Below are 23,229 nucleotides of genomic sequence, written 5' to 3' on the forward strand. Positions count from 1 at the left end.
GTCAATAGTGAATGGTGAATAGTCAATTCGCTTCGCTGTCAATTTTAAAAATTCACTTGCGTAGCAAAATTCACAATTCACTATTGACCATTCACATTATATCAGACAAATGCACTGAAACCGGTTATCGATCTGCCGACAATCAGTGAATTGATTTCTTTTGTTCCTTCATAGGAATAAATGGCTTCTGCATCTGCAACAAATCTTGCTACGTCATATTCCAGCAGGATCCCGTTTCCGCCCATCACTTCTCTGGCTCTGGAAACAATATCCCGGGTTCTTAAAGTACAGAAAACTTTAGCTAACGAAGCATGCTCATCTTTCAGAATTCCTTCATCCTGCATTTCGGATAACCTGAAAACCATAGTTTGCATGGCTGTAAGATTGGAAAGCATTTCTACAAGATGCCCCTGAATCATCTGGAATGAAGCAATCGGTTTCCCGAACTGTTCTCTTTTTCTGGTGTAATCTAAAGCACTTTCATATGCTCCTCTTGCACAGCCGGTCGCCATCCAAGCTACTCCTGCCCTGGTCATCCGCAGTACTTTCCCTGTATCTTTAAACGAATTGGCATTCTGCAACCTGTTTTCTTCAGTGACCAAACAGTCTTTTAATGTTATCAGGCCATTCTGTACGATACGGAGGGCCATTTTACCTTTAATCTTTTCAACCGAATAACCCGGATTATCTTTTTCAACGATAAATCCTTTTACTTCCCCATCATCCAGATCTCTGGCCCAGATGATCACTAAATCAGCAAAAGTTGCATTCCCGATCCATTTTTTCTGGCCATTCAGAATCCAGCCATCAGAAGTTTTTTTACAGGTAACGGTTAAGCCTCCTGCTGCTCCGGAACCTACCTCAGGCTCCGTCAGCCCAAACGCTCCGATTTTTTCAAATTTCTGCATTTGGGGAAGCCATTTTTGTTTTTGTTCCTCTGATCCACAAATATAAATCGAGCCCATTGCCAATCCTGATTGTACACCGAAAAATGTAGCGATAGAAGCGTCAATCCTTGCCATTTCCATCGCAATAACACCTTCCATCAGAAAAGGCATTCCCGGACAGCCATAGCCCTCATAGGTAACTCCACAAATATCTAATTTCTGAAATTTCGGAATAAGCTCAAAAGGAAATTCATCCCGTAACCAGTAATGGTTTACTAAAGGTTTCACTTCTTTTTCCATGAAAGCCCTCACTTTAAGTTGAATCTCTCTCTGTTCGGGAGTCAAAGTATGGTAAATGTCGTAAAAGTCCCCGTCAACCGGAGGAAGCTCTTTCTTAGGTTTGTTAGGATCCAGCATTTTCATCAATCCACCTAATTGTTTATCATCCAGTTTTGAAAAATTCTGCATCAGCTTCGGCAGGTCTACTTTTTGGGAAATTGCACTTAACTGATCAAAATCTATTGATCTGAATAATTCTATCGCGTTTCTGATTTTGGAAAAGGTATTGGACATAGTTATAGTTGTGGTTTTGATTTGTAAAAACCCAGCAAAAATCAATCCGAAAATAAATCCCTTCTTCATTATTTGTTTTACAAAATACTGTCTTACAACAAATTAAATCAACTTTTACATTTACAACTTTTTTACTTTTGATTTTCAAACATTACAAATGATTCGGGTTGAACTTTGGTGTAAGCAAAACATTAAAAATCAACATTATGAAAACTACTTACCTAAAATTATCTTTATCAGCCGTTATTCTGTTAGGAGTTTATTCCTGTAAAAAAGGGGAAGCAACGGCAAGCGAATATGAGCTTTCAGCCAATGCAGATTCAGCATCCGCAGTGGTTTCAGACAGTGTTTCTTCTGCTGCAACCATGAACGTAAAAGACAAGCAGTTCATTAAAACGGCAGATGTAAATATGGAAGTAAAGGATGTGTATGAAGCAACAATTTCCATTGAAAAATCAGTGCAGGATCTTGGTGGATTTGTTACCCACAGCAATTTGCACAGTAATGTAATTTCCGAGGATACTTATAATACTTCCGGTGAAGACGCAATGCTTGTTAAAAAATACCAGACTGAAAATACCATGCAGGTACGTGTTCCTACTGCAAAACTGGGCGAACTTTTAACACTGATCAATACTAAAAAACTCTTCCTGAATTCAAGGTCTATTAATGCAGAAGATGTGACTTCAGACATAAAATATGCCGAGCTTGAAGGAAAAAGAATTAAAAAGACAGGCGAAAATATCTCTCAACTGAAGACCAATAAAGATAAAGTGAAAATGAGCAATGAAAACATGTCTGAAGAAAATATGCAGCAACTGGCCAATATGGATGTTACAGACCATCTGAAATACAGCACCATTGATATTTACATCAGAGAACCTAAAGTTCGTATTGCTGAAATTGCAATCACCAATACCAGAAACATCGACAATAAGTATAAATTCAATTTTATCTATGATGCTAAGAATGCTTTTGTAGAAGGGTTTTATTTAATCCAGAAAATCGCAGTTGGGTTGATTACCATCTGGCCTGTTTTATTAATTGCGGCAGTGATTATTTATTTCATGAGAAAAAGAAAATCGTTTCAAAAACCGACTCAAAATATTTCCGAATAAGAGTAAAGCTATCCTAACCTTTGGGTTATCATCATAATTTTAAATTTTACAGCCTCCGATTTTTTCGGAGGTTTTATTTTTCCGTAAATTTGCACATCGGGAAATTGAAAATACGGATTTAAGCTTTTTAACCTCCAAAACATTTCCTGAAACGTATAATCTCCTAACTTCGAATATATGCTATCAAAAATAAATCCTACACACACCAACAGCTGGAAAGCACTTGACGAACATTTTGCGGAAAACGATTTCGATTTAAGAAGTCTTTTCCAATACAATCCGAACCGTTTTGAAGAATTTTCCTTGAAAAGAGAGAATTTTCTTTTCGATTACTCTAAAAACCTGATTGATGCGAGAACAAAAGGGCTTTTATTAAATTTAGCTGAAGAATGCCAGCTAAAAGATGCTATTTCCAAAATGTTTTCGGGAGACAAAATCAACGAGACTGAAGGAAGAGCGGTTCTTCATACAGCTTTGAGGGATTTTTCAGATAAAGAAATCTTGGTTGACGGTGAGAATATCAAACCTCAGATTAAAAGGGTTCTTGACCATATGAAGTCTTTTTCTGAAAGCATTATTTCAGGTGAGCACAAAGGTTTCAGCGGGAAAGAGATCACGGATGTGGTGAATATAGGAATCGGAGGTTCAGATTTAGGACCTGTGATGGTTTGTTCAGCCCTTAAGCATTTTAAAACAAGACTGGATGTTCATTTTGTTTCCAATGTAGACGGAAATCACATTGCAGAAGTTGTTAAAAACCTAAACCCGGAAACCACATTGTTTATCATTGCATCCAAAACATTTACAACACAGGAGACCATGACAAATGCCAATTCGGCAAAAGACTGGTTTTTGAAAGCGGGGAAACAGGAAGATGTGGCGAAACATTTCGTGGCTTTGTCTACCAATATTGAAGCGGTTAAAAAATTCGGTATTGCGGAAGAGAACATCTTTGAGTTCTGGGACTGGGTTGGCGGAAGATATTCTTTATGGAGTGCCATCGGATTAAGCATTGTGCTTTCGGTAGGGTATGAAAATTTTGAACAGCTTTTAAAAGGAGCTTTTGACACCGACCAACATTTCCAGACTGCGGAATTTTCAGAAAACGTTCCTGTGTTAATGGGACTTTTAGGAATCTGGTACCGTAATTTTTATGCAGCAACAAGCTACGCAATCCTGCCATACTCGCAGTATTTAGACCGTTTTGCAGCCTATCTTCAACAGGGAGATATGGAAAGTAACGGAAAATGTGTTGACAGAAACGGTGAATTTGTAGAATACGAAACCGGACCAATTATCTGGGGTGAACCCGGAACTAACGGACAACATGCTTTCTATCAATTGATCCACCAGGGAACAGAACTTATTCCTGCAGATTTTATTGCTTATGCGAAAAGCTGTAACAAAGTGTCTGATCACCAGGATAAATTATTAGCCAACTTTTTTGCACAGACCGAAGCCCTTGCATTCGGTAAATCTGAAGAGGAAGTGGAAGAAGAATTAAAAAACGCAGGAAAATCGGATGAAGAAATCGACAGGCTATTAAACTTCAAGGTTTTTCACGGTAACACTCCTACGAACTCAATATTATTCAAAGAATTAACTCCTTTTACATTGGGACAACTGATCGCAATGTATGAGCATAAAATTTTCGTTCAGGGAGTGATCTGGAATATTTTCAGTTTTGATCAGTTCGGGGTAGAATTAGGAAAAGTACTGGCCAATAAAATTTTACCTGAGCTTGAGAATAATGAAGCCATCAGCTCTCATGACAGCTCTACCAACGGACTTATCAATTATTATAAAGGAAATAAATAATTAAAGAAAATAATGTTGCCAGGCAGGATGCAGATGAATTTCAGGATATCATAGTATTAAAAAATCTAATAAAATAAAAGTATAAAATGGCAGAAATTCTTGACGGACTTAAAGTATCCAAGGAAATAAAAGCAGAAATCAAGCTTGAAGTTGAAAAAATCCTTGAAGGAAAGAGAAGAGCACCCCATTTGGTAGCCATTCTTGTAGGAAACAACGGAGCAAGTAAAGCTTATGTAAACAGTAAGGTAAAAGATTGTGAAGAAGTAGGATTCCGTTCTTCTCTTTTAAAGTTTCCAAGCACCGTTTCCGAATCTGAATTGCTGGAAAAAATTAACGAATTAAATAAATCCAAAGACGTAGACGGATTTATCGTTCAGCTGCCTTTACCGGATCAGATCGATCAGGAAAAAATCATTCTGGCTATTGATCCCAGAAAAGATGTTGATGGATTCCACCCTGAAAATTTCGGAAAAATGGCTTTGGAAATGGATACTTTCCTACCGGCTACTCCTTTCGGGATTTTAACTTTACTGGAAAGATACAATATTGAAACTAAAGGAAAGGATTGTGTCATCATCGGAAGAAGTAAAATTGTAGGAAGACCAATGAGTATTCTTATGGGCAGAAAAGACTTCCCGGGAAATTCTACGGTTACCCTTACCCACTCTTATACCAAAGATATTGAAGAGTATACTAAAAAAGCAGACATCGTCATTACCGCTTTAGGAGATCCGCACTTTTTAAAAGGAGATATGATCAAAGACGGAGCTGTAATTGTTGACGTAGGCATTACAAGAGTAGATGATGATTCTCCAAAAGGATATTATCTTGCCGGTGACGTGGATTTTGACAGCTGTGCAGCAAAAGCAAGTTGGATCACTCCTGTTCCCGGAGGTGTAGGCCCTATGACAAGAGCGATGTTGATGAAAAACACCATCATTGCTTATAAAACATCAGTCTATAACGACTAATTTAAAATGAACAAAGAAGAAGATATTTTATTAAAAGAAGGTAAAATGCTCCCTGTGATGGAGCATTTTTACACTCTTCAGGGAGAAGGGGCACATACCGGAAAAGCAGCCTATTTTATAAGATTAGGTGGTTGCGATGTCGGATGCCACTGGTGTGATGTAAAAGAAAGCTGGAACCCGGATTTGCACCCGTTGATGAATGCTGAAGAAATTGCAGAGACCGCCGCAAAACACTGCAAAACCATTGTACTGACAGGTGGTGAGCCTCTTATGTGGAATCTGGATATTCTGACATCCAGGTTAAAAGATTTGGGATGCACTATTCATATTGAAACATCCGGAGCTTACCCGATGAGCGGACAATTGGACTGGATCACCCTTTCACCAAAGAAAACAGGACTTCCAAAAGAAGAGATCTACAAAAACGCAAGTGAATTGAAAGTAATTATTTTCAACAATCATGATTTTTCCTTCGCGGAAGAGCAGGCTGCAAAAGTTTCTGAAAACTGCAAACTCTATCTGCAGAGCGAGTGGAGCAAGCGTGATGAAATGTATCCTAAAATTACAGACTTTATCTTAGCGCATCCCGAATGGCAGGCGTCTGTTCAGACACATAAATATCTGAATATCCCATAAAATTATGTAAATTAGCTTCGTATTCGTTGATAAAGCTGATAGATGCAAAGAATTCGATACTCTAGATATTTAAAATCGATTATTATTTTGCTAGACCTTTTGGTTATAGCTTCTGTTTTTGTATTCTTTTTTATCACCCGTAATGAAAATTTAAAATACAATCAGGAAACCTGGTATCAGAATACTTTTTCATTGCTGTTATTATTTTTGTTCTGGATGCTGCTGAGTGGCAGGACAAGGATTTATAATATTGCAAGAAATCTCACGTATACTTTGTTTCTTGAGCGGCTCCTTATCCATTTTATGCTCTTTATTCTGGGCGTTTTACTGATAGGAAAAGTAAGTTATAATGTATTTTTCAATTCCGATATTTACTGGCTTTCCTTTTATTTATTCTTTTTTATTTTCCTTGCCAAATCAATCATCTATTTTGCCATTAAATATGTAAGGAGTTTGGGGATCAACCATAGAAATATCATGTTTCTGAGTGAAAACAGTTCTACGGAAATATTAAAGAACATTCTTAAAGAGAGAAAGGATTATGGATATAGAATTTTCGATTATAATCATTCTTCCATCGATTCAAATGTGCTAGTCGAATTTTGGAAAACCAACGGAATACATACGTTGTTTTTACCTTCCGAAAACGCTTTCAGTGAGAAAACGGAAGATGAAATTTTCATGCTGGCAGAAGCTAATAAAGTTCATATTTCATTAATTCCAAGTATTATACAAAGTGATTTCTTTTTGTATGACTTAGGATATATTCAGACACAGCCGGTTTTGAATCAGGCAAGATATCCTTTGGATTATTATTCCAATTTTTTATTGAAAAGAACTTTTGATATTGTTTTTTCAGTCTTCGTCCTGATTTTTATATGCTCATGGCTGTTTCCTCTCATTGCGGTCATCATAAAACTGACATCAAAAGGTCCTGTTTTTTTCTTTCAAAAAAGATATGGTTTCCATGAAGAGGTATTTAATTGTATCAAATTCAGAACAATGGTCATCAATGATGAATCGACCACAAAAACAACTGCTGAGAATGATTCAAGAATCACTAAATTTGGAAAGTTTCTGAGAAAAACCAGCCTGGATGAAATGCCTCAGTTTATCAATGTATTAAAAGGTGAAATGTCTATTGTAGGACCTCGTCCTCATATGCTTGCAGTAGATAATTACTATAAACCCAAAATCGGGAGATACAGCTTAAGAAGCATGGTAAGCCCGGGAATTACAGGCCTTGCCCAGGTAAGCGGATTAAGGGGTGACTCCGGTGATGTGGAAGTGGAAATGAACAAGCGTATTCTTGCCGATGCCTTTTATGTAAGAAACTGGAGTTTTGTTCTGGATCTGGTGATTATTTTAAAAACCACTTTGTTAGTTATAAGTGGAGATAAGAACGCAAAATAAATAATGCTTTAATAAAAAAAGTCTAATTTAGCAGAATGTTAAAAAAGTTTTTTACAGCTGTGGGAGAATACATCATCCTTCTGGGTAAAGCCATGCAGAAACCTCAGAAAATGAGAGTGTTCTGGAAGCTGTTCATGAGAGAAATAAACGATTTGGGAGTCAACTCTTTCGGGTTGGTTATCTTCACCTCTATATTCGTTGGGGCGGTTGTTGCCATTCAGATGTTTAATAATTTTGATGCTTCATCTTTCCCTATTCCCCCTTCATTTGTAGGATATGCGACTAAAGCCGTATTGGTTTTAGAATTCTCGCCTACCATCATCAGCTTGATCCTGGCAGGAAAAGTTGGCTCATATATTGCTTCCAGTATAGGAACAATGAGGGTTTCCGAGCAAATTGACGCATTAGATATTATGGGTGTAAACTCACCTAACTTCCTGATCTTGCCAAAGATCATTGCATGTGTGATTTTCAATCCGCTGCTTATTGCCATCAGTATTGTATTCGGTATTCTCGGGGGATATATTGCAGGAACATTAACTGGAAACTGGACAACGGCAGATTATATAACAGGGATCCAGATGTATATGCCTAATCTCTTTATGTATTATGCATTCACCAAAACTGCGGTTTTTGCCTTTATCATTGCTACAGTTCCTTCTTATTTCGGATATACCGTAAAAGGAGGTTCATTAGAGGTAGGTAGAGCAAGTACACAGGCTGTAGTCTGGACAATGGTTTTCATCATCCTTTCTGAATTAGTATTAACCCAATTAATATTAAGCTAATGATCGAGGTAAAAAATCTTAAGAAAAGTTTTGATGATGTTGAAGTGCTTAAAGGAATTTCAACCACTTTTGATAAAGGAAAGGTAAATCTTATCATTGGGCAGAGTGGCTCAGGGAAAACCGTATTCCTGAAAAGTTTACTGAATGTATATCAGCCTTCATCAGGGGAAATCCTTTTTGACGGAAGAGATATCAATGTAATGAACAGAGAGGAAAAGCAGCATCTACGTTCCGAGATCGGAACTCTTTTCCAGGGAAGTGCGTTGTTTGACTCTTTAACGGTGGAGGAAAATATTATGTTTCCTCTGGATATGTTTACCAACCTGACTTTCAGAGAAAAGAAAAGAAGGGTTTTTGAAGTAATCGGAAGGGTACACCTGGATAAAGCCAACAGAAAATTTCCTTCTGAAATTTCCGGAGGGATGCAAAAACGGGTTGCGATTGCAAGAGCGATTGTAAACCACCCGAAATATTTATTCTGTGATGAACCCAATTCAGGGCTGGATCCATACACCTCTAATGTAATTGACGATTTGCTACTGGAAATTACAAAAGAATATAACACGACAACGATCATCAATACCCATGATATGAACTCTGTAATGACCATCGGTGAAAAGATTATCTATCTGAGATTGGGAATCAAAGAGTGGGAAGGAAATAAAGACATTCTGATCACGGCAGGCAATAAAAATCTTATTGACTTCGTTTATTCATCAGAACTGTTCAAAGAATTGAGAGAGTATTTACTCGAAAATAATAAAACGATTGAAAATACAATCACTAAAATAGACGACAATGAAAAAGGTATTTAGTATCGCATTAGTAGGTTTTTCTCTATTTGCATCAGCGCAGATTTCAATGGCAGCAAAAGCGAATTTAATTTTTCCTACAGGATCACCTTCTTGGAAAAACATTTCTAATTCGGCATCCAACGCAATAGACAATAAAGGTAAAAATAATACAGGGTTTAACGTGGGATTATCCATGAAAGTAAACCTTCCTATGGCATTTTTCGTAATGCCGGAATTGTATTACACTACTTTTAAAAATGAATTTACCGACCCTGTTTCCAATACGACTTTTGACATTAAAAACAACCGTATCGATTTACCGGTACTGGTAGGTCACAAGGTATTGGGAGATATGCTTGGCGTATTCATCGGACCTGTTGCAAGCTATAATTTAAGTAAGGAAGATACTTTTAATGACTTTAAAGAAAATGCAAGAGATAACTTCACGGTGGGTTACCAGTTCGGAGCGCAGGTTGAAATTAAAAAGTTCCTTATCAATGCAAGATATGAAGGCGCATTCAGTAAAGATGAAAGAGAATTCATCAGTGATAAGCTAGATCAAACCATCAGATATGATAACCGTCCAAACCTTTTTATGGTAGGTATCGGATATAAGTTCTAATCTGAAGAAAATAACAACTATAAAAAAATCCTCAAATATTAAATTTGAGGATTTTTATTTTCACTTTCCAGCTCTGCCTGGCGTTTTGCGATTTCGGCAGCCTGCTTTTCAAGGTCTTCTTTGTCTTTTTGCAATTGTTTGAATTCTTTTCTTTTCTGCTCAGCTTTTATCGCGCTTCCTTTACTTACATAACCAACCATTCCGCCGATAATTAAACCGATCCCTACACCGGCCATTACTCCCATGATGTGCGGAAGCCCTATTTTTTCAACAGTAAAATCGGTGGTAAGGTAAAAAAGCAAAGTTGATACAGCCAAAAGTATAAGTCCGGTAATTGATAAACTCTTCATGATAATGTGTTTTGATGATTAAAAGCCTTACCAAATTAGTGAAAATTTAATAAGGCTTTATATACAAGATTAAAAATTCAAATTATATTTTCCCGCCTGCAGCTTTATAATATTCCAAAGCTTTTGGAAGATCTTTCTGAATATCTGAAATTCTTGTTTCAGGATTCGGGTGGGTAGATAAGAATTCAGGCTGTCTGTTTCCAGAAGATGCTCCTTCCATTCTGTTCCAGAAAGGGATGGCTTCTCTAGGGTCATAACCTGCCATAGACATCAGATACAAGCCCATTTCATCTGCTTCAGACTCCTGGTTCCTGCCATATTTTAATAAGGCCACCTGTGACCCGATCGGATAGACTTTCTGGAAAACATTTGCCCATTGAGCATTGGAAATTGTTCCGCCCAAAATAGCGCCTCCATATTGTGCTACCATCGCCTGGGAAATTCTTTCGTTTCCGTGGCCCGCTAAAGCATGGGAAACCTCGTGTCCCAAAACTACTGCTAAACCGTTATCACTTTTAGTAACAGGTAATATCCCTGTGTATACGGCAACTTTACCACCAGGCATACACCAGGCATTCAGTTCGTTGCTTTGTATAAGATTAAACTCCCAGTTATAATTGGCAAGATCTGCAGATCTTCCTATACTCTGGTAATATTTCTCAGCAGCTCCTTTTATTCTGCTGCCTACGCTTGTCACTCTTTTTGCATCTGCCGTACCTGTAATAACTTTAGATTTAGACAATGTCGTTTTATATTCCTGTGAAGACATTGTTAAAATTTCCGAATTATTTGCCAGCTGCAAAGAAGATCTACCCGTAATCGGGTTTGTAGTACAAGCCGCAACTGATAAAGCAATTGCTCCTATCCCTAATAAATAAGTTAATTTCATAGTTTAGAGTGTTAATAATTCAACTTTAACAATTTTTATTCCAAAATAATTTATAACGAATATATTTGCATACATTTTGCTATTTAAATTTACTAATTATTAGTGTTATGAAAAAGTATATTTCATTAATATTGATCTCAGGATTTTTATTATTCTTTCAAAGTTGCTCTTCTCAAACTAAACTAGATTCTAAAACAGTTGATGCACTTGTCAATTCCAAAGAATTTACTTTTCATGCAGAAAGGGCAAACCCGACTAATTATGATGTCATCAACATTATGAATTCAATGCCGAATTCCACAGCAACAAGAATACTACAACTTGACGGTAATTATACGGTAGAATTGAGAAATGACAAATTAGAGGTTGTACTTCCTTATTTCGGACGTTTATTTAATCCTACTTTAGGAAACACCGATAAAAACAGCTATCGTTTTACTTCAAAAGATTTTGCAGTAGATCAGTCACAAAATAAAAAAGGAACCTGGATTGTAAAGATTAAGCCTAATGACGTAAGCAATGTTTCAGATATCATTATAGAAGTTTATAAAAACGGAAGAGCATTTACCTCTATCAGAAGCAATGACAGACAGCCTATTTCTTATGACGGTTTTGTGTCCCAGAATGAAAATGAAAAACCTTAATCCGAACCTTTAAAAAAAAATTTTTCAACAAATAATTTTGCTTCGGTACTTGGATTGAAAACCATTGCCGAAGCATTTTTTTTATGCTGAATATAAGCTTCTTCCACTGAATTATTTTTCTTCATCATAGACAGAATATATTCCTGAACCCAGTATTCAAAACGTTTTTCAGCCTGTTGAACCCTTACGCCCTCAAAGCTTCCTGTCTTTTTTTTCAGACTGATAAATTCATCAATGGTATTGTAAACATCACCCAAACCTTCATTATGAAGAGCAGAACCTAATAAAACCGGTACTTTCCATCCTTTTTCTTTAGCCGGAATAAAATCAAGTGCCCTTTTGAGCTCAAGTTTTGTCGTTTTTGCTTTCTGGAGATTGCTTTCTTCAACTTTATTGATGAAAATAATATCTACCATTTCCATGATTCCTCTTTTGATACCCTGTAATTCATCGCCGCCGCCAATAATCTTCAGGAACAGGAATATATCGGTAATATCGGCAACCAGAACCTCAGATTGCCCCACTCCTACGGTTTCTATAAGGATATAATCGTAGCCTGCCGCTTCACAGATCATCATGGTTTCAAAAGTGGTATTGGCAACTCCACCCAAAAAACCGGAACTTGGGGACGGCCGTATGAAAGCATTTTCTTCTTTGGCCAGCTCTTCCATCCGTGTTTTATCACCCAGAATACTTCCTTTATTTATTGCTGAGCTCGGGTCTATCGCTAAAACCGCTACTTTTTTGCCATTAGCAATAGCCAGTCTGCCGAAATTTTCAATAAAAGTGGATTTTCCTGCTCCGGGTACTCCGGTAACCCCTACACGTACTGATTTTCCGGTGAAAGGCATAATTTCTTTCAACAATTCTTCAGCCTGCTGCCTGTGTTCAGCCTTTTTACTCTCAACTAAAGTAATGGCTTTTGCAATCAGGCGTTTGTTACCTGACCGTATTCCTTCTATTAAATCTTCTGTAGAAAATTTCATTGATTCAAAATTAATAATTAAATGTGAATTGTCAATGGGGAAAGTGAATGGTGAATAGTCAATTAGCTGTGTTGTCAATCTTAGAGATCTACTTTTATTGTGAAAATTAATCATGTGAATGGTCAATCCGTTTCACTGTCAATTTTAGAGATGCACTGTATCATGAAGATTTATTAATGTGAATGGTGAATGGTCAATCCGTTTTACTGCCAATTTAAAAATTCACTTGCGAAGCAAAATTCACCATTGACCATTCACTTTCATGTTCATTCTTTCCAGTTTCCAATTTTTATTTCTTCTAAATTAAAACTACATACTGTTTTATCAATCACAGAGGGAATTTCCTACATTTGTTATTATTCAAAAAAAGTAAGAAAACTATGAAAAAAATAATCGCTGTAGCGTCATTTACTGCTGTTTTATTAGCTTCTTGTACTCCAAAAGTTTCAACAGCAACAGCACCTACAGGACCCGCAACATCTACCGCTGAGCAGATTGCCCAAGGAAAAACCATTTTTGAAAATTCATGTGGAAGATGCCATAAACTTCCGGACCCTGCGAAGCATAACGCTGTACAATGGGTAGGAATCATGAATGCAATGGCTCCGAAGGCTAAATTAACCGATGAGCAGCACCAGTGGGTTTACGATTATATTGTTTCTGTGAAAAAATAATATATCATTCACAAAAAAATATTATTATGAAAAAGTTAGTTTTAAGTATGATCTTAGGTTCGGCTTTTATGGTTTCTTGTGGACCTAAAAGTGTGGCTGTAACTGGCCCTAAATACACCTCATCTGAACAACTTGCTCAGGGAAAAACTGTTTTTGAAAATTCGTGTAACAGGTGCCATAAATTACCGGACCCTGCAAAACATGATGATCAGGGATGGATAAAAACCCTAAGCAGAATGGCTCCAAAAGCTAAATTGAGTGACGACCAACATCAAATGGTTTATGACTATCTGATTTCTGTAAATAAAAAATAAGCTTTCCATGGAAAGCTTATTTTTTTAACTCTAATCCGAGTCCCGGTTTTCCGGATAAGATTATTTTCCCGTTTTCTACAAAATTTCCGGTTGCATAATCATTGGAAATAAGATTTGCTCCGTCTAAATCTGTAAAGTCAACAAGCCCCGCTAAAGTACATGCGGCTGAGATCCCTACTGTGGATTCGGTCATACAGCCGATCATGATTTTATAATTTAATGATCTTGCTTTTATTATCATCTCCAGAGCAGGCGTCAAACCTCCGCATTTCATTAGTTTTATATTGATACTCTTATAATACGGAACTAATTTTTCCAGAGAATCAATATTTTGACAATCTTCATCCGCCATCCAGTTGGCAGATCCGTTTTTGTTTAAAACCTGATACTGATTGATTGGCCTTGGCTGTTCCAAATAAGAAAAATCTTTTATTTCCGGGGTTCCCTGAAGCCACAGACAATCTTCAGCAGTAAAACTTGCATTCGAATCCAAAGCGATATTTCTGTTTAGCTGCAAAAGTTTTTCAACATAGGTTTTATCCAGACCTTTACATTTTATCTTGAATTTATTCCAGCTGCTTTGTTCAATTTTCCTGACCTGATTTTCAATTGATCCGACAGATATCGTGATTGAGCTGGCCACTAAATTTTCAGAAGGAAGTGTATTAAGATCAGTAAAGCTTTTGTTTTCAAGCTTTCCGAACAGGTCCCAATATGCACAGTCTAAAGCGGATTGTAAAAAGACATGAAGATTCAAACCCTGTAAAAATTTAAAGAATTTTTTTGGATGAATCATCTTCTGAGCTTCAATTTTTAACTGAATCTCTTTTAATTTTAAAATAAAATCCTGAAGATTAATCTGATAATAATCTATGGCAACACATTCTCCATACCCTTTTTCGTTTTGATAAGATAGTTCTATAAGCAACGCTTCTCTTATATCATAATTCCCGTAAGCAATTGAGAACGTTTCTTTTAATTGAAGAACTTTAATTTCATAATTCAATTTCATCTATTAAAGCTACAAAAAAGGAGACCTATTTCGTCTCCTTCTTCTTTTTAATTTGTTTTTTTATTGGCTTTTTGGGCATTTTTGCTTTGATAAATTTTTCTTTGTTTTTTAAAAAATCGAGCATCGACTGATCGTAAGCAAATTCGACAGCTTCCTTTAACGGATCTAAAGCTTTTCTGTATTCCTTTTTAACTTCAAACCAATGAGATTTGAGGATTAATATTCTGCATTTATCAATTCCTTTGATCTTTAACGCATATTCTATCAGCTTTTGAGCCTCATCCAAATCTTCATTATCCAGAAGACACTTAATATAGTATTTCGGAGTATTGAGATTGGTGATGTCATTTTGCATGGCTTCTTCAAAATAAAGTTTTGCCTTTTCATAATCGATCAATGCTTCACTGTAGATTCTGCCCATTAAACATAAGCTGTCTGCATCTTCAGGATCGTAGGACAGTGCATAGTTCAATGCTTCCAGACAATCCGGCAGGCTATATGGATAATTATCCAAAGCCTCAAAGTAGTATTTATTTTTAGTTAAGGTCATTTTTGTAGTTTTTTAATTCATTTTTCAGCATATTTCTTTGCTTTTTGAAAGATTTATCCTGGTAATTCTTTTTGAAATCTGTTCCGGAAAATGTACGTACCGGACTTCCTCTCTGTACCTGCAGATGGTTGTTCCAGGTTTCCTGCATTCTTTTTTCCAATTGCCGGACCTGCAGTCCCATTACTTTTTCTTTTAGTCTTGTAACGGACAGTTTTTTATTCTCCAACTGTGATCTGGAATCCTGCACGAAAACACTTTGTCCCGTAGGCATATGAGTGGCACGAACGGCAGTGTTTACTTTATTCACATTCTGCCCACCGCTTCCCTGGCTTCTCGTTGTCTGAAACTGAATATCTTTTTCATTAAAGCTTATTTCTTCCAAACCTTCCAGTTCAAAAATTCCGATGAACCAATTGCTTCTTTTATGCAGTTTCCTGAATGTACTTTTCCCGGTCCAGCAGATACTTCCCAACCAATTGCTTAAAAATGCTGAGATGTCTTTTCCTTTTAAAAGCAGGGTTACGGATTTCAATGTCAGGTTTTCATCTCCGCTTTCCCTGTGAATAATTTCGTAGTCTATATTTTCCGTTTTTATTTCCTCAAGAAAAACCTTCAGAACTTTGGCGACTACCCATTGGCATTCCAAAGGCCCTCTTCCTGAGGTGATCTGTATTATTTTGTCCATTTTTTATTTTGGCATTTCACTTAACAGGGGATGACCGACGAGGTCAATTCCTTTTTCCAATAAATGCTTTGCAGCCATTACCGCCCAACATTTATCGCTGGAATGGATGTTTCTGTAAAATGAAAGCAAAAGATCAGGCTTCACCACAGTAAATCCATTGGCTTCAATGGTCTCCAGATCGTTTCTTTCAAAGAAATCGATGGTTATTCTGTGAAACTTTCCGTTTTCCGGCTCAATCGTTTTTTCGTATCTGCGAAAATTTTCTTCGCTTGGCAAATGATCGTACCGGGTCCAGACTTTCTGAAACCCTTCCTGCTGAAGAAGTGTTACAACCTCAGCAATATTTTCTTTCTTTACAAAAACATCAATATCCTTGTGGTCGTGGGCATGCTTGTATTCTGTATGTCCTTTTTCAGACATAAAATGCCATGCCCAGCCTCCTGATAGTATGATTTTATTTTTTAATTTCTCTAAAATTTCAAGTCCGTGACGGATTCTGAATTCCGGCCAGACTTCTTCGTATCTTTTTATGTTATGCGGTGCTCCCATTTTTTTAAGTTTTTGTTGTTGATTATTTGTAAAACCTTATAGGTTTTTGAAACCTATAAGGTTGAAAACTGCTGTTTATCATTGAAAGCAGAATTCTTTCAACTGACAGCTATAAACCAGCAATCCGGTTATTTATCCATTCTCACAATTCTCGGTTGAAAAGTTCCAAGAATATCCACCAGTTCACTTTGAGCATTCATCACTTCATTGATGTCTTTATAAGCCATTGGAGCTTCTTCTGCATTGCCACCCATCAGGATAACATTCTTAAGCTTCAACTCTTTTTTGATGTCATTCTGAGTGAAAAGGTTTCGGCATTCTCCTCTGGAATAAGCTCTTCCCGCTCCATGTGAAGCTGAGTTCAAAGAATCCGGATTTCCTTTTCCGCGAACGATAAAACCTTTCGCAGTCATTGATCCGGGAATCATTCCCAATTCATTTTCATTGGCGGGAGTAGCTCCCTTTCTGTGAACAATCACTTCTTTTCCGTTGTGAATTTCTTTCCATGCAAAATTGTGATGGTTTTCGATTCTTGCTTTTACCCTTCCTCCAACTGCTTTCACCAGTCTCCTGTGAATATCGTCATGGCAGGCTGATGCGTAATCTCCGGCCAGATTCATTGCCGTCCAGTATTCCAGACCGAGATGGGTATTCAGATCCAGCCATGCAAAGTTTTGTGCTTCTTTTGGTAACGGACACTGATCTATCGCAACTCTTGAATAATACTGAGCGATTTCTGCACCCAACCCACGCGATCCGCTGTGGGAGAGGATTCCAAGGTATTTCCCTTTTGGAAGTCCGATCTGTTCATCTTGTTCCGTGATTTCCACTTCACCGAATTCCACAAAATGATTTCCGCCACCTGAAGATCCCATCTGTTTGATTGCTTTTCCTTTTAATCTTCTCAAAACCGGAATCATATCAAATGTATCTCTGTCGAAAATTTCATGATCTACATGAGATTTATGCGTTTCGTACATCCCGAATTTGGTATGTTCAGCCAGTGCTTTTTCATATTTATCTTTAGCACCGTCCAGATATGAAACAGGTGTATCCAGAATACTGAGGCTCATTCTGCAACCGATATCCATTCCGACTCCATAAGGAATCACTGCATTTTCCACGGCGAGAACTCCACCGATCGGAAGACCATAACCGCTGTGTGCATCGGGCATTAAAGCTCCCCGGACTGAAACCGGTAACTTTAAAGCTGTATACAATTGGTTCATTGCTTCCTCTGAAATATTGCTTCCGAAAATCTGAAAAGAAGCGCGTTGGGTATTCAGCATTCTTTTTTCTGTTTTCCTGGATGAAAGCAAGGCTTCTGCAATTTGTCCGAAGGTTAAATCCTTTTCGAAATTCTCCGGATTAAGCATAATTTCCTTTAAAAGAGATTTCACATAATGAATATTTTTAGTTGCAAAATTTCTTTTCATTACTTCCAAAGCAATATTTACACTTTGATTATTCGGATAGCCTAATTTTAATATATCTTTTCCTTTAAGTTTTAAATTTCCCATTGTTTTTATTATTTAGACATTAGATGTGAGAGATTAGAAGTTAAATTTTACACTTCCAAAAAGCACATCAATTTTACCTCAACTATAATTTTAGTTGATTTTTATTAAATGATCATGGAATTGAAAAACTCATGACAGAGATTCTTCATTTCATTCAAATCATTCAAAATGATATTAAAAAGGGATTTCGGGGAAACTGAAGTTTGAAATATTGCGCAATAAAAAACCCGAAATCTCTACGACTTCGGGTTTTGATATTTCATTGTACTGTTATTCTAAGAATGTACCAAAACACGAAGCCTCACCACCGTAAGTGGCAAACCGATTGGAGAATTTTGATCAAATCTGAACATTGCTTCGCTGTTTTTTAAATGGTTAAACTTTATTTTCTGGTGCAAATATATTAATTTTTCTGAAATTCAAAATTTTTTGTTCATAAAATTAAAAAACCTGAATAAAATATTCAGGCTTCTTTCTATTGTTACATATGTTTTGAGATCAATCTTCTGATCCCTGACTATCCATGGTTTCATCCATTCCTTTACTTCCCGATTTATATACTCTTTCCGAATCCAGAAAATATAAATCATTTTTTGCTTTGGCAATGATTCCGTTGTAAACTTCCTCTGACATGCCTTCAGGTGCTTTAGATTCAGCTTGTTTTCTGTATATTTCTATTGCCCCGTTTTTATCAAGAATTGTTTTTGCTCTTTGTGCATCATCAGCGGTATCTGCATACACAATAATGTTGTTTTTACCTATACTCTCTTTTTTGTAGGCTTCTAACATTTCTGTATCGTGAGCAAAGATAAAATCCCAAAAACTTCTTGTTTTTACATCTTCTTCGTAATGATCATCCGGTGATCCGTCTTCGAGCCTTGATTTTGAAACTATAATACTTGCTTTATCAAAACCCTGATTCGTTAAATCTGTTTTAATTTCCTCTGTATTTACAGTAGCAGGAAATACTGAAATTACTGTATAAGCCATAATGAAATTTTTAGCAAATAATGCAAAAACCGTACAGCTTACACTTTACAAATGTTAATTAATTTAAAAACTTTTCTAAAATATCCACGGCACATTTAGGAAGATTGGTTCCGGGTCCAAAAATGAAGTCTGCTCCATTGGCAAATAAAAATTCATAATCCTGTTGTGGAATTACTCCGCCAACAACGATTGTAATATCATCTGCACCAAGCTTTTTCAATTCTTCAACAACTTGCGGAACCAAAGTTTTATGACCTGCAGCTAAGGAAGATACTCCCAGGATGTGGATATCATTTTCTACGGCCTGCTTAGCTACTTCCTCCGGAGTTTGGAATAATGGAGCCACGTCTACGTCAAATCCCATGTCTGCAAACGCTGTTGCCACTACTTTTGCACCTCTGTCGTGGCCATCCTGACCCATTTTGGCGACCATTAATCTTGGGCGGCGCCCTTCCTGTTCTTCAAATTTTTGCGTTAATTGAAGGGCTTTTTCAAAATATTCGTTTTTACCGGCATTCATGGCGTATACTCCAGAAATTGTTTTAATATTTGCTTTATATCTGCCAAAGCTTTCTTCCATGGCATCACTCATTTCTCCTAAAGTCACTCTTCTTCTTGCGGCCTCAATACATAATGCCAACAGGTTTCCTTTTCCTGTTTTTGCAAATTCTCTGATTTCGTTAAGAATTTGCTCAACAGCTTCGGTATTTCTATTTGCTTTTATCGTGTCCAGTCTTTCAATCTGTTTTCTGCGAACTTCGGTATTGTCGATATCAAGGATTTCTATTTCTTCTTGTTTTAATGAAGATTTAAATGAATTGACCCCGATAATGAATTCTTCACTGCTGTCAATTTTTGCCTGCTTTTTGGCTGCTGCTTCTTCAATTCTCATTTTAGGAATTCCGGCTTCAATGGCTTTCGTCATCCCGCCTTCTTTTTCAACCTCATCGATGTATCGCATTGCTTCTTCGATCATTTGCTGGGTAAGGCTTTCAACCAGATGACTTCCACCCATAGGATCCACTACATCGCAGATTCCGCTTTCCTGTTGTAAAATGATCTGTGTATTTCTTGCAATTTTCGCTGAATAATCTGTTGGAAGGGCAATCGCTTCATCCAATGCGTTAGTGTGTAAAGACTGCGTTCCGCCCAATGCTGAAGACAAAGCTTCAATTGCTGTTCTTGTAATATTATTAAAAGGCTCCTGCTCTGTCAAAGACCAGCCGGAAGTCTGAGAATGGGTTCTTAATGCTAAAGATTTTGGATTTTGAGGGTTGAACTGCTTTAAAAGGGTTGCCCAGATATATCTTGCGGCACGCATTTTAGCAATTTCCATAAAATGATTCATTCCGATGGCCCAAAAAAATGAAAGCCTCGGTGCAAAGTCGTCTACATTCATCCCTGCTTTAATCCCTGTTCTCACATATTCCAGTCCGTCTGCCAAAGTATAGGCCATCTCCAAAACGGGAGTTGCTCCTGCTTCCTGCATGTGATATCCTGAGATAGAGATTGAGTTGAATTTGGGGATGTTCTGGGAAGTATATTCAAAGATATCGGCAATGATTTTCATGGAAGGAGCAGGCGGATAAATATATGTATTTCTCACCATGAATTCTTTTAAAATATCATTCTGGATCGTTCCTGAAAGCAATTCCTGCTTTACGCCCTGCTCTTCGGCAGCAACGATATAGAAAGATAAAACGGGAAGCACCGCACCATTCATCGTCATGGAAACGGAGATCTGGTCTAACGGAATTTCATTAAACAGGATCTTCATATCTTCAACGGAATCAATTGCCACTCCTGCTTTTCCGACATCTCCTACTACTCTGGCGTGATCTGAATCATATCCTCTGTGAGTTGCCAAATCAAAGGCTACAGAAAGTCCTTTTTGCCCTGCTGCGAGGTTTCGTCTGTAGAATGCATTGGATTCTTCTGCTGTGGAAAACCCTGCATACTGACGGATCGTCCATGGCTTCTGCACATACATTGTGGAATAAGGACCTCTTAAGTAAGGTGCAATTCCCGGAGAAGTCTGGGTTAGGGATTCATCTTTAACATCCTGATCGGTATAAGATGATTTCAGTTCTAATCCATCCTTTTCAAAACTATAAATTTCACCGTTTTTGGGTGATATATTTACTTCCAGTTTTTTTACAGAAATTGTCTTTCGCATTCCAATGATTTTATCCCGTAAAGTTAATTTTTTTGGATGAAACATGAAACCTCATTAATCTCTTCAAAATATGTTGATTAGCTTAAAAAGAAAGCCGGACAATCGCCCGGCTTTTTCTTATATCATGGATGTTATTTACTTCTTAATTCCCATTTCGTATAATGCAAAAGATAGTAAGTCTGCATTTTCACCGATCACCTGTTCTGTTGATCTTCCTGCACCATGACCTGCATTTTTTTCGATTCTTAAAAGGATCGGATTTTTACAGGTCTGCTTTTCCTGCAGTTCAGCTCCGAATTTGAAAGAGTGAGCCGGAACTACCCTGTCATCATGATCACTTGTAATAATCATCGTTGACGGATAGCATGTTCCTGCCTTCACATTATGCACGGGTGAATAAGATTTCAGGTATTCAAACATTTCTTTGTTGTCTTCCGCAGTTCCGTAGTCGTAAGACCATCCTGCTCCTGCCGTAAATTTGTTGTATCTCAGCATATCCAATACTCCAACTCCCGGGAATGCCACTTTAGCCAGATCAGGACGCATCGTCATGGTAGCTCCTACCAGTAATCCCCCATTTGATCTTCCTGAAAGTGCCATGTATTCTTTTGAGGTATAGCCTTTAGTCTGTAAATATTCTCCGGCTGCAATGAAATCTTCAAAAACATTTTTCTTCTGCATTTTGGTTCCTGCATCATGCCATTTTTTACCATATTCACCACCACCACGGATGTTCGGTACAGCATAAATCCCTCCGTTTTCCATCCATACTGCATTCACTACTGAGAACGCAGGCTGTAAGCTGATATTAAAACCTCCGTAAGAATACAGGATCGTCGGGTTTTTCCCGTCAAGCTTGGTTCCTTTTTTATAATTAATCATCATCGGAATTTTTGTCCCGTCTTTTGAGGTATAAAAAACCTGTTCTGAAATGTAATCTTCAGAGTTAAAATTCACTTTCGGCTTTTGATAGACTTCTGATTTTCCGGTGTCTGCATTAAATTTATAGGTTGTTCCCGGAGTAATATAATTGGTAAATGAGAAATACAGCTCTTTTTCAGTTTCTTTTCCGCCAAAACCGGAAATATTTCCTTTCCCCGGAAGTGAAATTTCCCTGATCAGTTTTCCTTTTTTATCATACTGTTTTACCTGGTCGATGGCATCGATCATATAGGTTGCGAAGAAATAGCCACCACCTGTAGTAATTCCCAGCACGTTTTCGGTTTCAGGAATTACATCTTTCCATCCATCCGGAGAAGGATTTTTGATGCTTGTCTTCACTAAACGCATATTCGGGGCACTTTTATCCGTAAAGATGAAAAGGTCATCCCCTTCTGTATCCACAATGCTTGCATTGATATCAAATCCTTTTACAATCTGTATAAAATCGCCACCGTTTTTCAGGTCTTTTATGTACAGTTCGTTTCCATTGGTAGCATCGGCAGCCGAAATGATAAGGTATCTCTGGTCCTCAGAAACACCGGCTCCAATGTATCTGCGCTGTATTTTATCTCCTCCGAAAATCAGTTTATCTTCCGATTGTTTTGTTCCGAGCTTATGGAAATATACTTTATGTTTATCGGTCATTCCGGAAAGTACGGTCCCTTCTTTCGGTTTGTCATAACTGGAATAATAGAATCCCTGATCTCCCTGCCATGAAATTCCGCTGAACTTTACATCGACCAGTGTTTCATCGATCTGCTTTTTGGTAACAGCATCAAGAATAATGATCTTATTCCAGTCGCTTCCGCCTTCGGAAATAGAATAAGCCGCTAAATTTCCTTTTTTATTGAATGACAGCTGAGAAAGGGAAGTGGTTCCTTTGTCTGAAAATTTATTCGGATCTAAAAATACTTCTGTTGTTTTTGTCTTATTGTTCGTTCTGTACAAGACAGATTGCGCCTGCAGGCCATCATTTTTATAGTAATAGGTATAATCACCTTCTTTAAAGGGAGCTGAAATTTTTTCGTAATTCCAGATATCCCGGAGCTGGTTTTTAATACTTTCTCTGAAAGGGATTTTCGAAAGATAATTCTGGCTGAAGGCGACTTCTTCATCCACCCATTTTTTAGTAGGTGCAGAATCATTTTCCAGGTCTCTGAAAGGGTCTGCCACTGCAGTTCCGAAATAGGTATCAGTCTGTTTGCCTTTTAAAGCTTTAGGATAATTCATTTTTTGAGAATAAAAAGATGCTGAAAACAAAACTCCAGCCGTTAACAAGATAGGTTTAAGATTCATACCGAACGATTTTCTCAAAAATACGTAAAGTA

General features: G+C 37.4%; 23 protein-coding genes. 11 read left to right on the plus strand and 12 right to left on the minus strand.

Features of this window, described 5'->3' with window-relative positions; all coding sequences use genetic code 11:
- Positions 1-101 precede the first annotated feature (101 nt).
- A complete protein-coding gene (locus AB8P06_RS00095; protein ID WP_369838351.1) occupies positions 102-1,460 on the minus strand; it encodes an acyl-CoA dehydrogenase family protein in 1,359 nt (452 codons plus the stop codon).
- Between the two features lie 206 nt (positions 1,461-1,666).
- On the opposite strand from AB8P06_RS00095, the gene AB8P06_RS00100 reads away from it, so the two are divergent.
- From AB8P06_RS00100 to AB8P06_RS00135, 8 genes are all read left to right on the plus strand, one after another.
- Positions 1,667-2,578, plus strand: coding sequence for a DUF4349 domain-containing protein (locus AB8P06_RS00100; protein ID WP_369836235.1), 912 nt, complete (start codon positions 1,667-1,669; stop codon positions 2,576-2,578).
- Between the two features lie 177 nt (positions 2,579-2,755).
- Positions 2,756-4,396, plus strand: a complete 1,641-nt coding sequence (gene pgi / locus AB8P06_RS00105; RefSeq protein WP_369836237.1) for a glucose-6-phosphate isomerase — start codon at positions 2,756-2,758, stop codon at positions 4,394-4,396.
- Positions 4,397-4,482: 86 nt separating this feature from the next.
- A complete protein-coding gene (locus AB8P06_RS00110) occupies positions 4,483-5,367 on the plus strand; it encodes a bifunctional 5,10-methylenetetrahydrofolate dehydrogenase/5,10-methenyltetrahydrofolate cyclohydrolase (protein WP_369836240.1) in 885 nt (294 codons plus the stop codon).
- 6 nt (positions 5,368-5,373) lie between these two features.
- Positions 5,374-6,003: a 7-carboxy-7-deazaguanine synthase QueE gene (locus AB8P06_RS00115; protein WP_369836243.1), complete on the plus strand. Its 630-nt coding sequence runs from the start codon at positions 5,374-5,376 to the stop codon at positions 6,001-6,003.
- Between the two features lie 42 nt (positions 6,004-6,045).
- On the plus strand, positions 6,046-7,416 hold the full coding sequence (locus tag AB8P06_RS00120) for an exopolysaccharide biosynthesis polyprenyl glycosylphosphotransferase (RefSeq protein WP_369836246.1): 1,371 nt from the start codon (positions 6,046-6,048) through the stop codon (positions 7,414-7,416).
- Positions 7,417-7,451: 35 nt separating this feature from the next.
- Positions 7,452-8,204: an MlaE family ABC transporter permease gene (locus tag AB8P06_RS00125; protein ID WP_369836249.1), complete on the plus strand. Its 753-nt coding sequence runs from the start codon at positions 7,452-7,454 to the stop codon at positions 8,202-8,204.
- Positions 8,204-9,019, plus strand: coding sequence for an ABC transporter ATP-binding protein (locus AB8P06_RS00130; RefSeq protein WP_369836252.1), 816 nt, complete (start codon positions 8,204-8,206; stop codon positions 9,017-9,019). The genes AB8P06_RS00125 and AB8P06_RS00130 overlap by 1 nt, the downstream gene beginning before the upstream one ends.
- The gene (locus AB8P06_RS00135) at positions 9,003-9,620 is read left to right on the plus strand and encodes an outer membrane beta-barrel protein (RefSeq protein WP_369836255.1); all 618 of its coding nucleotides are present in this window, start codon (positions 9,003-9,005) and stop codon (positions 9,618-9,620) included. Before AB8P06_RS00130 ends, AB8P06_RS00135 begins: the two co-directional genes overlap by 17 nt.
- Before the next feature lie 38 nt (positions 9,621-9,658).
- On the opposite strand, the gene AB8P06_RS00140 is transcribed toward AB8P06_RS00135, so the two are convergent.
- Positions 9,659-9,970 carry a hypothetical protein gene (locus AB8P06_RS00140; protein ID WP_369836257.1) on the minus strand — a complete coding sequence of 104 codons (312 nt, stop codon included), beginning with the start codon at positions 9,968-9,970 and terminating at the stop codon, positions 9,659-9,661.
- An 82-nt stretch (positions 9,971-10,052) separates the two neighbouring features.
- Positions 10,053-10,859 carry a M48 family metallopeptidase gene (locus tag AB8P06_RS00145; protein WP_369836260.1) on the minus strand — a complete coding sequence of 269 codons (807 nt, stop codon included), beginning with the start codon at positions 10,857-10,859 and terminating at the stop codon, positions 10,053-10,055.
- A 107-nt stretch (positions 10,860-10,966) separates the two neighbouring features.
- Between AB8P06_RS00145 and AB8P06_RS00150 the strand changes: the two genes are divergently transcribed.
- Positions 10,967-11,503, plus strand: coding sequence for a DUF4251 domain-containing protein (locus tag AB8P06_RS00150; protein WP_369836263.1), 537 nt, complete (start codon positions 10,967-10,969; stop codon positions 11,501-11,503).
- Here the strand turns inward: AB8P06_RS00150 and meaB are convergent.
- Positions 11,500-12,489, minus strand: a complete 990-nt coding sequence (gene meaB / locus AB8P06_RS00155) for a methylmalonyl Co-A mutase-associated GTPase MeaB (RefSeq protein ID WP_369836266.1) — start codon at positions 12,487-12,489, stop codon at positions 11,500-11,502. The two genes, AB8P06_RS00150 and meaB, sit on opposite strands and share 4 nt — an antisense overlap.
- Positions 12,490-12,869: 380 nt before the next feature.
- Here meaB and AB8P06_RS00160 point away from each other — a divergent pair, with 380 nt between their 5' ends.
- The gene (locus AB8P06_RS00160; RefSeq protein WP_369836269.1) at positions 12,870-13,163 is read left to right on the plus strand and encodes a c-type cytochrome; all 294 of its coding nucleotides are present in this window, start codon (positions 12,870-12,872) and stop codon (positions 13,161-13,163) included.
- A gap of 26 nt (positions 13,164-13,189) precedes the next feature.
- Entirely contained in the window at positions 13,190-13,477 is a 288-nt protein-coding gene (locus tag AB8P06_RS00165) for a hypothetical protein (RefSeq protein WP_007842091.1), read from the plus strand.
- A 16-nt stretch (positions 13,478-13,493) separates the two neighbouring features.
- Here AB8P06_RS00165 and AB8P06_RS00170 read toward each other — a convergent pair whose 3' ends face one another.
- The 8 genes from AB8P06_RS00170 to AB8P06_RS00205 all read right to left on the minus strand — a co-directional run bounded on the left by AB8P06_RS00170 (position 13,494) and on the right by AB8P06_RS00205 (position 23,131).
- Positions 13,494-14,489 (minus strand): enolase C-terminal domain-like protein, encoded by a 996-nt coding sequence (locus tag AB8P06_RS00170; protein WP_369836273.1) that lies wholly within the window; start codon positions 14,487-14,489, stop codon positions 13,494-13,496.
- Between the two features lie 25 nt (positions 14,490-14,514).
- The gene (locus tag AB8P06_RS00175; RefSeq protein WP_369836276.1) at positions 14,515-15,039 is read right to left on the minus strand and encodes a tetratricopeptide repeat protein; all 525 of its coding nucleotides are present in this window, start codon (positions 15,037-15,039) and stop codon (positions 14,515-14,517) included.
- The gene (gene prfH / locus AB8P06_RS00180) at positions 15,026-15,724 is read right to left on the minus strand and encodes a peptide chain release factor H (protein WP_369836279.1); all 699 of its coding nucleotides are present in this window, start codon (positions 15,722-15,724) and stop codon (positions 15,026-15,028) included. Before prfH ends, AB8P06_RS00175 begins: the two co-directional genes overlap by 14 nt.
- Positions 15,725-15,727: 3 nt before the next feature.
- Positions 15,728-16,273: a nucleotidyltransferase domain-containing protein gene (locus AB8P06_RS00185; RefSeq protein ID WP_369836282.1), complete on the minus strand. Its 546-nt coding sequence runs from the start codon at positions 16,271-16,273 to the stop codon at positions 15,728-15,730.
- Positions 16,274-16,401: 128 nt separating this feature from the next.
- Complete coding sequence (locus AB8P06_RS00190) at positions 16,402-17,793, minus strand: RtcB family protein (RefSeq protein WP_369836284.1); 1,392 nt, start codon at positions 17,791-17,793, stop codon at positions 16,402-16,404.
- A 498-nt stretch (positions 17,794-18,291) separates the two neighbouring features.
- Positions 18,292-18,783, minus strand: coding sequence for a hypothetical protein (locus AB8P06_RS00195; protein WP_369836287.1), 492 nt, complete (start codon positions 18,781-18,783; stop codon positions 18,292-18,294).
- Positions 18,784-18,841: 58 nt separating this feature from the next.
- Entirely contained in the window at positions 18,842-20,959 is a 2,118-nt protein-coding gene (scpA, locus tag AB8P06_RS00200; RefSeq protein ID WP_369836289.1) for a methylmalonyl-CoA mutase, read from the minus strand.
- Positions 20,960-21,094: 135 nt separating this feature from the next.
- The gene (locus AB8P06_RS00205) at positions 21,095-23,131 is read right to left on the minus strand and encodes a prolyl oligopeptidase family serine peptidase (protein ID WP_369836292.1); all 2,037 of its coding nucleotides are present in this window, start codon (positions 23,129-23,131) and stop codon (positions 21,095-21,097) included.
- Between the last annotated feature and the right edge of the window lie 98 nt (positions 23,132-23,229).

Source organism: Chryseobacterium tongliaonense (genome assembly GCF_041224435.1).
GTDB lineage: Bacteria > Bacteroidota > Bacteroidia > Flavobacteriales > Weeksellaceae > Chryseobacterium > Chryseobacterium tongliaoense.

What these genes read in the sequence shown, in the direction of transcription:
- AB8P06_RS00165 (WP_007842091.1), top strand. Translation starts at nt 13,190, where the DNA reads ATGAAAAAGTTAGTTTTAAGTATGATCTTAGGTTCGGCTTTTATGGTT.
- meaB (WP_369836266.1), bottom strand. Translation starts at nt 12,489, where the DNA reads ATGAAATTTTCTACAGAAGATTTAATAGAAGGAATACGGTCAGGTAAC.
- AB8P06_RS00125 (WP_369836249.1), top strand. Translation starts at nt 7,452, where the DNA reads ATGTTAAAAAAGTTTTTTACAGCTGTGGGAGAATACATCATCCTTCTG.
- AB8P06_RS00175 (WP_369836276.1), bottom strand. Translation starts at nt 15,039, where the DNA reads ATGACCTTAACTAAAAATAAATACTACTTTGAGGCTTTGGATAATTAT.
- AB8P06_RS00195 (WP_369836287.1), bottom strand. Translation starts at nt 18,783, where the DNA reads ATGGCTTATACAGTAATTTCAGTATTTCCTGCTACTGTAAATACAGAG.
- AB8P06_RS00120 (WP_369836246.1), top strand. Translation starts at nt 6,046, where the DNA reads ATGCAAAGAATTCGATACTCTAGATATTTAAAATCGATTATTATTTTG.
- AB8P06_RS00095 (WP_369838351.1), bottom strand. Translation starts at nt 1,460, where the DNA reads ATGTCCAATACCTTTTCCAAAATCAGAAACGCGATAGAATTATTCAGA.
- scpA (WP_369836289.1), bottom strand. Translation starts at nt 20,959, where the DNA reads ATGCGAAAGACAATTTCTGTAAAAAAACTGGAAGTAAATATATCACCC.
- AB8P06_RS00205 (WP_369836292.1), bottom strand. Translation starts at nt 23,131, where the DNA reads ATGAATTATCCTAAAGCTTTAAAAGGCAAACAGACTGATACCTATTTC.
- AB8P06_RS00185 (WP_369836282.1), bottom strand. Translation starts at nt 16,273, where the DNA reads ATGGGAGCACCGCATAACATAAAAAGATACGAAGAAGTCTGGCCGGAA.
- AB8P06_RS00140 (WP_369836257.1), bottom strand. Translation starts at nt 9,970, where the DNA reads ATGAAGAGTTTATCAATTACCGGACTTATACTTTTGGCTGTATCAACT.
- AB8P06_RS00100 (WP_369836235.1), top strand. Translation starts at nt 1,667, where the DNA reads ATGAAAACTACTTACCTAAAATTATCTTTATCAGCCGTTATTCTGTTA.
- AB8P06_RS00190 (WP_369836284.1), bottom strand. Translation starts at nt 17,793, where the DNA reads ATGGGAAATTTAAAACTTAAAGGAAAAGATATATTAAAATTAGGCTAT.
- pgi (WP_369836237.1), top strand. Translation starts at nt 2,756, where the DNA reads ATGCTATCAAAAATAAATCCTACACACACCAACAGCTGGAAAGCACTT.
- AB8P06_RS00160 (WP_369836269.1), top strand. Translation starts at nt 12,870, where the DNA reads ATGAAAAAAATAATCGCTGTAGCGTCATTTACTGCTGTTTTATTAGCT.
- AB8P06_RS00115 (WP_369836243.1), top strand. Translation starts at nt 5,374, where the DNA reads ATGAACAAAGAAGAAGATATTTTATTAAAAGAAGGTAAAATGCTCCCT.
- AB8P06_RS00170 (WP_369836273.1), bottom strand. Translation starts at nt 14,489, where the DNA reads ATGAAATTGAATTATGAAATTAAAGTTCTTCAATTAAAAGAAACGTTC.
- AB8P06_RS00130 (WP_369836252.1), top strand. Translation starts at nt 8,204, where the DNA reads ATGATCGAGGTAAAAAATCTTAAGAAAAGTTTTGATGATGTTGAAGTG.
- AB8P06_RS00145 (WP_369836260.1), bottom strand. Translation starts at nt 10,859, where the DNA reads ATGAAATTAACTTATTTATTAGGGATAGGAGCAATTGCTTTATCAGTT.
- AB8P06_RS00135 (WP_369836255.1), top strand. Translation starts at nt 9,003, where the DNA reads ATGAAAAAGGTATTTAGTATCGCATTAGTAGGTTTTTCTCTATTTGCA.
- AB8P06_RS00110 (WP_369836240.1), top strand. Translation starts at nt 4,483, where the DNA reads ATGGCAGAAATTCTTGACGGACTTAAAGTATCCAAGGAAATAAAAGCA.
- prfH (WP_369836279.1), bottom strand. Translation starts at nt 15,724, where the DNA reads ATGGACAAAATAATACAGATCACCTCAGGAAGAGGGCCTTTGGAATGC.
- AB8P06_RS00150 (WP_369836263.1), top strand. Translation starts at nt 10,967, where the DNA reads ATGAAAAAGTATATTTCATTAATATTGATCTCAGGATTTTTATTATTC.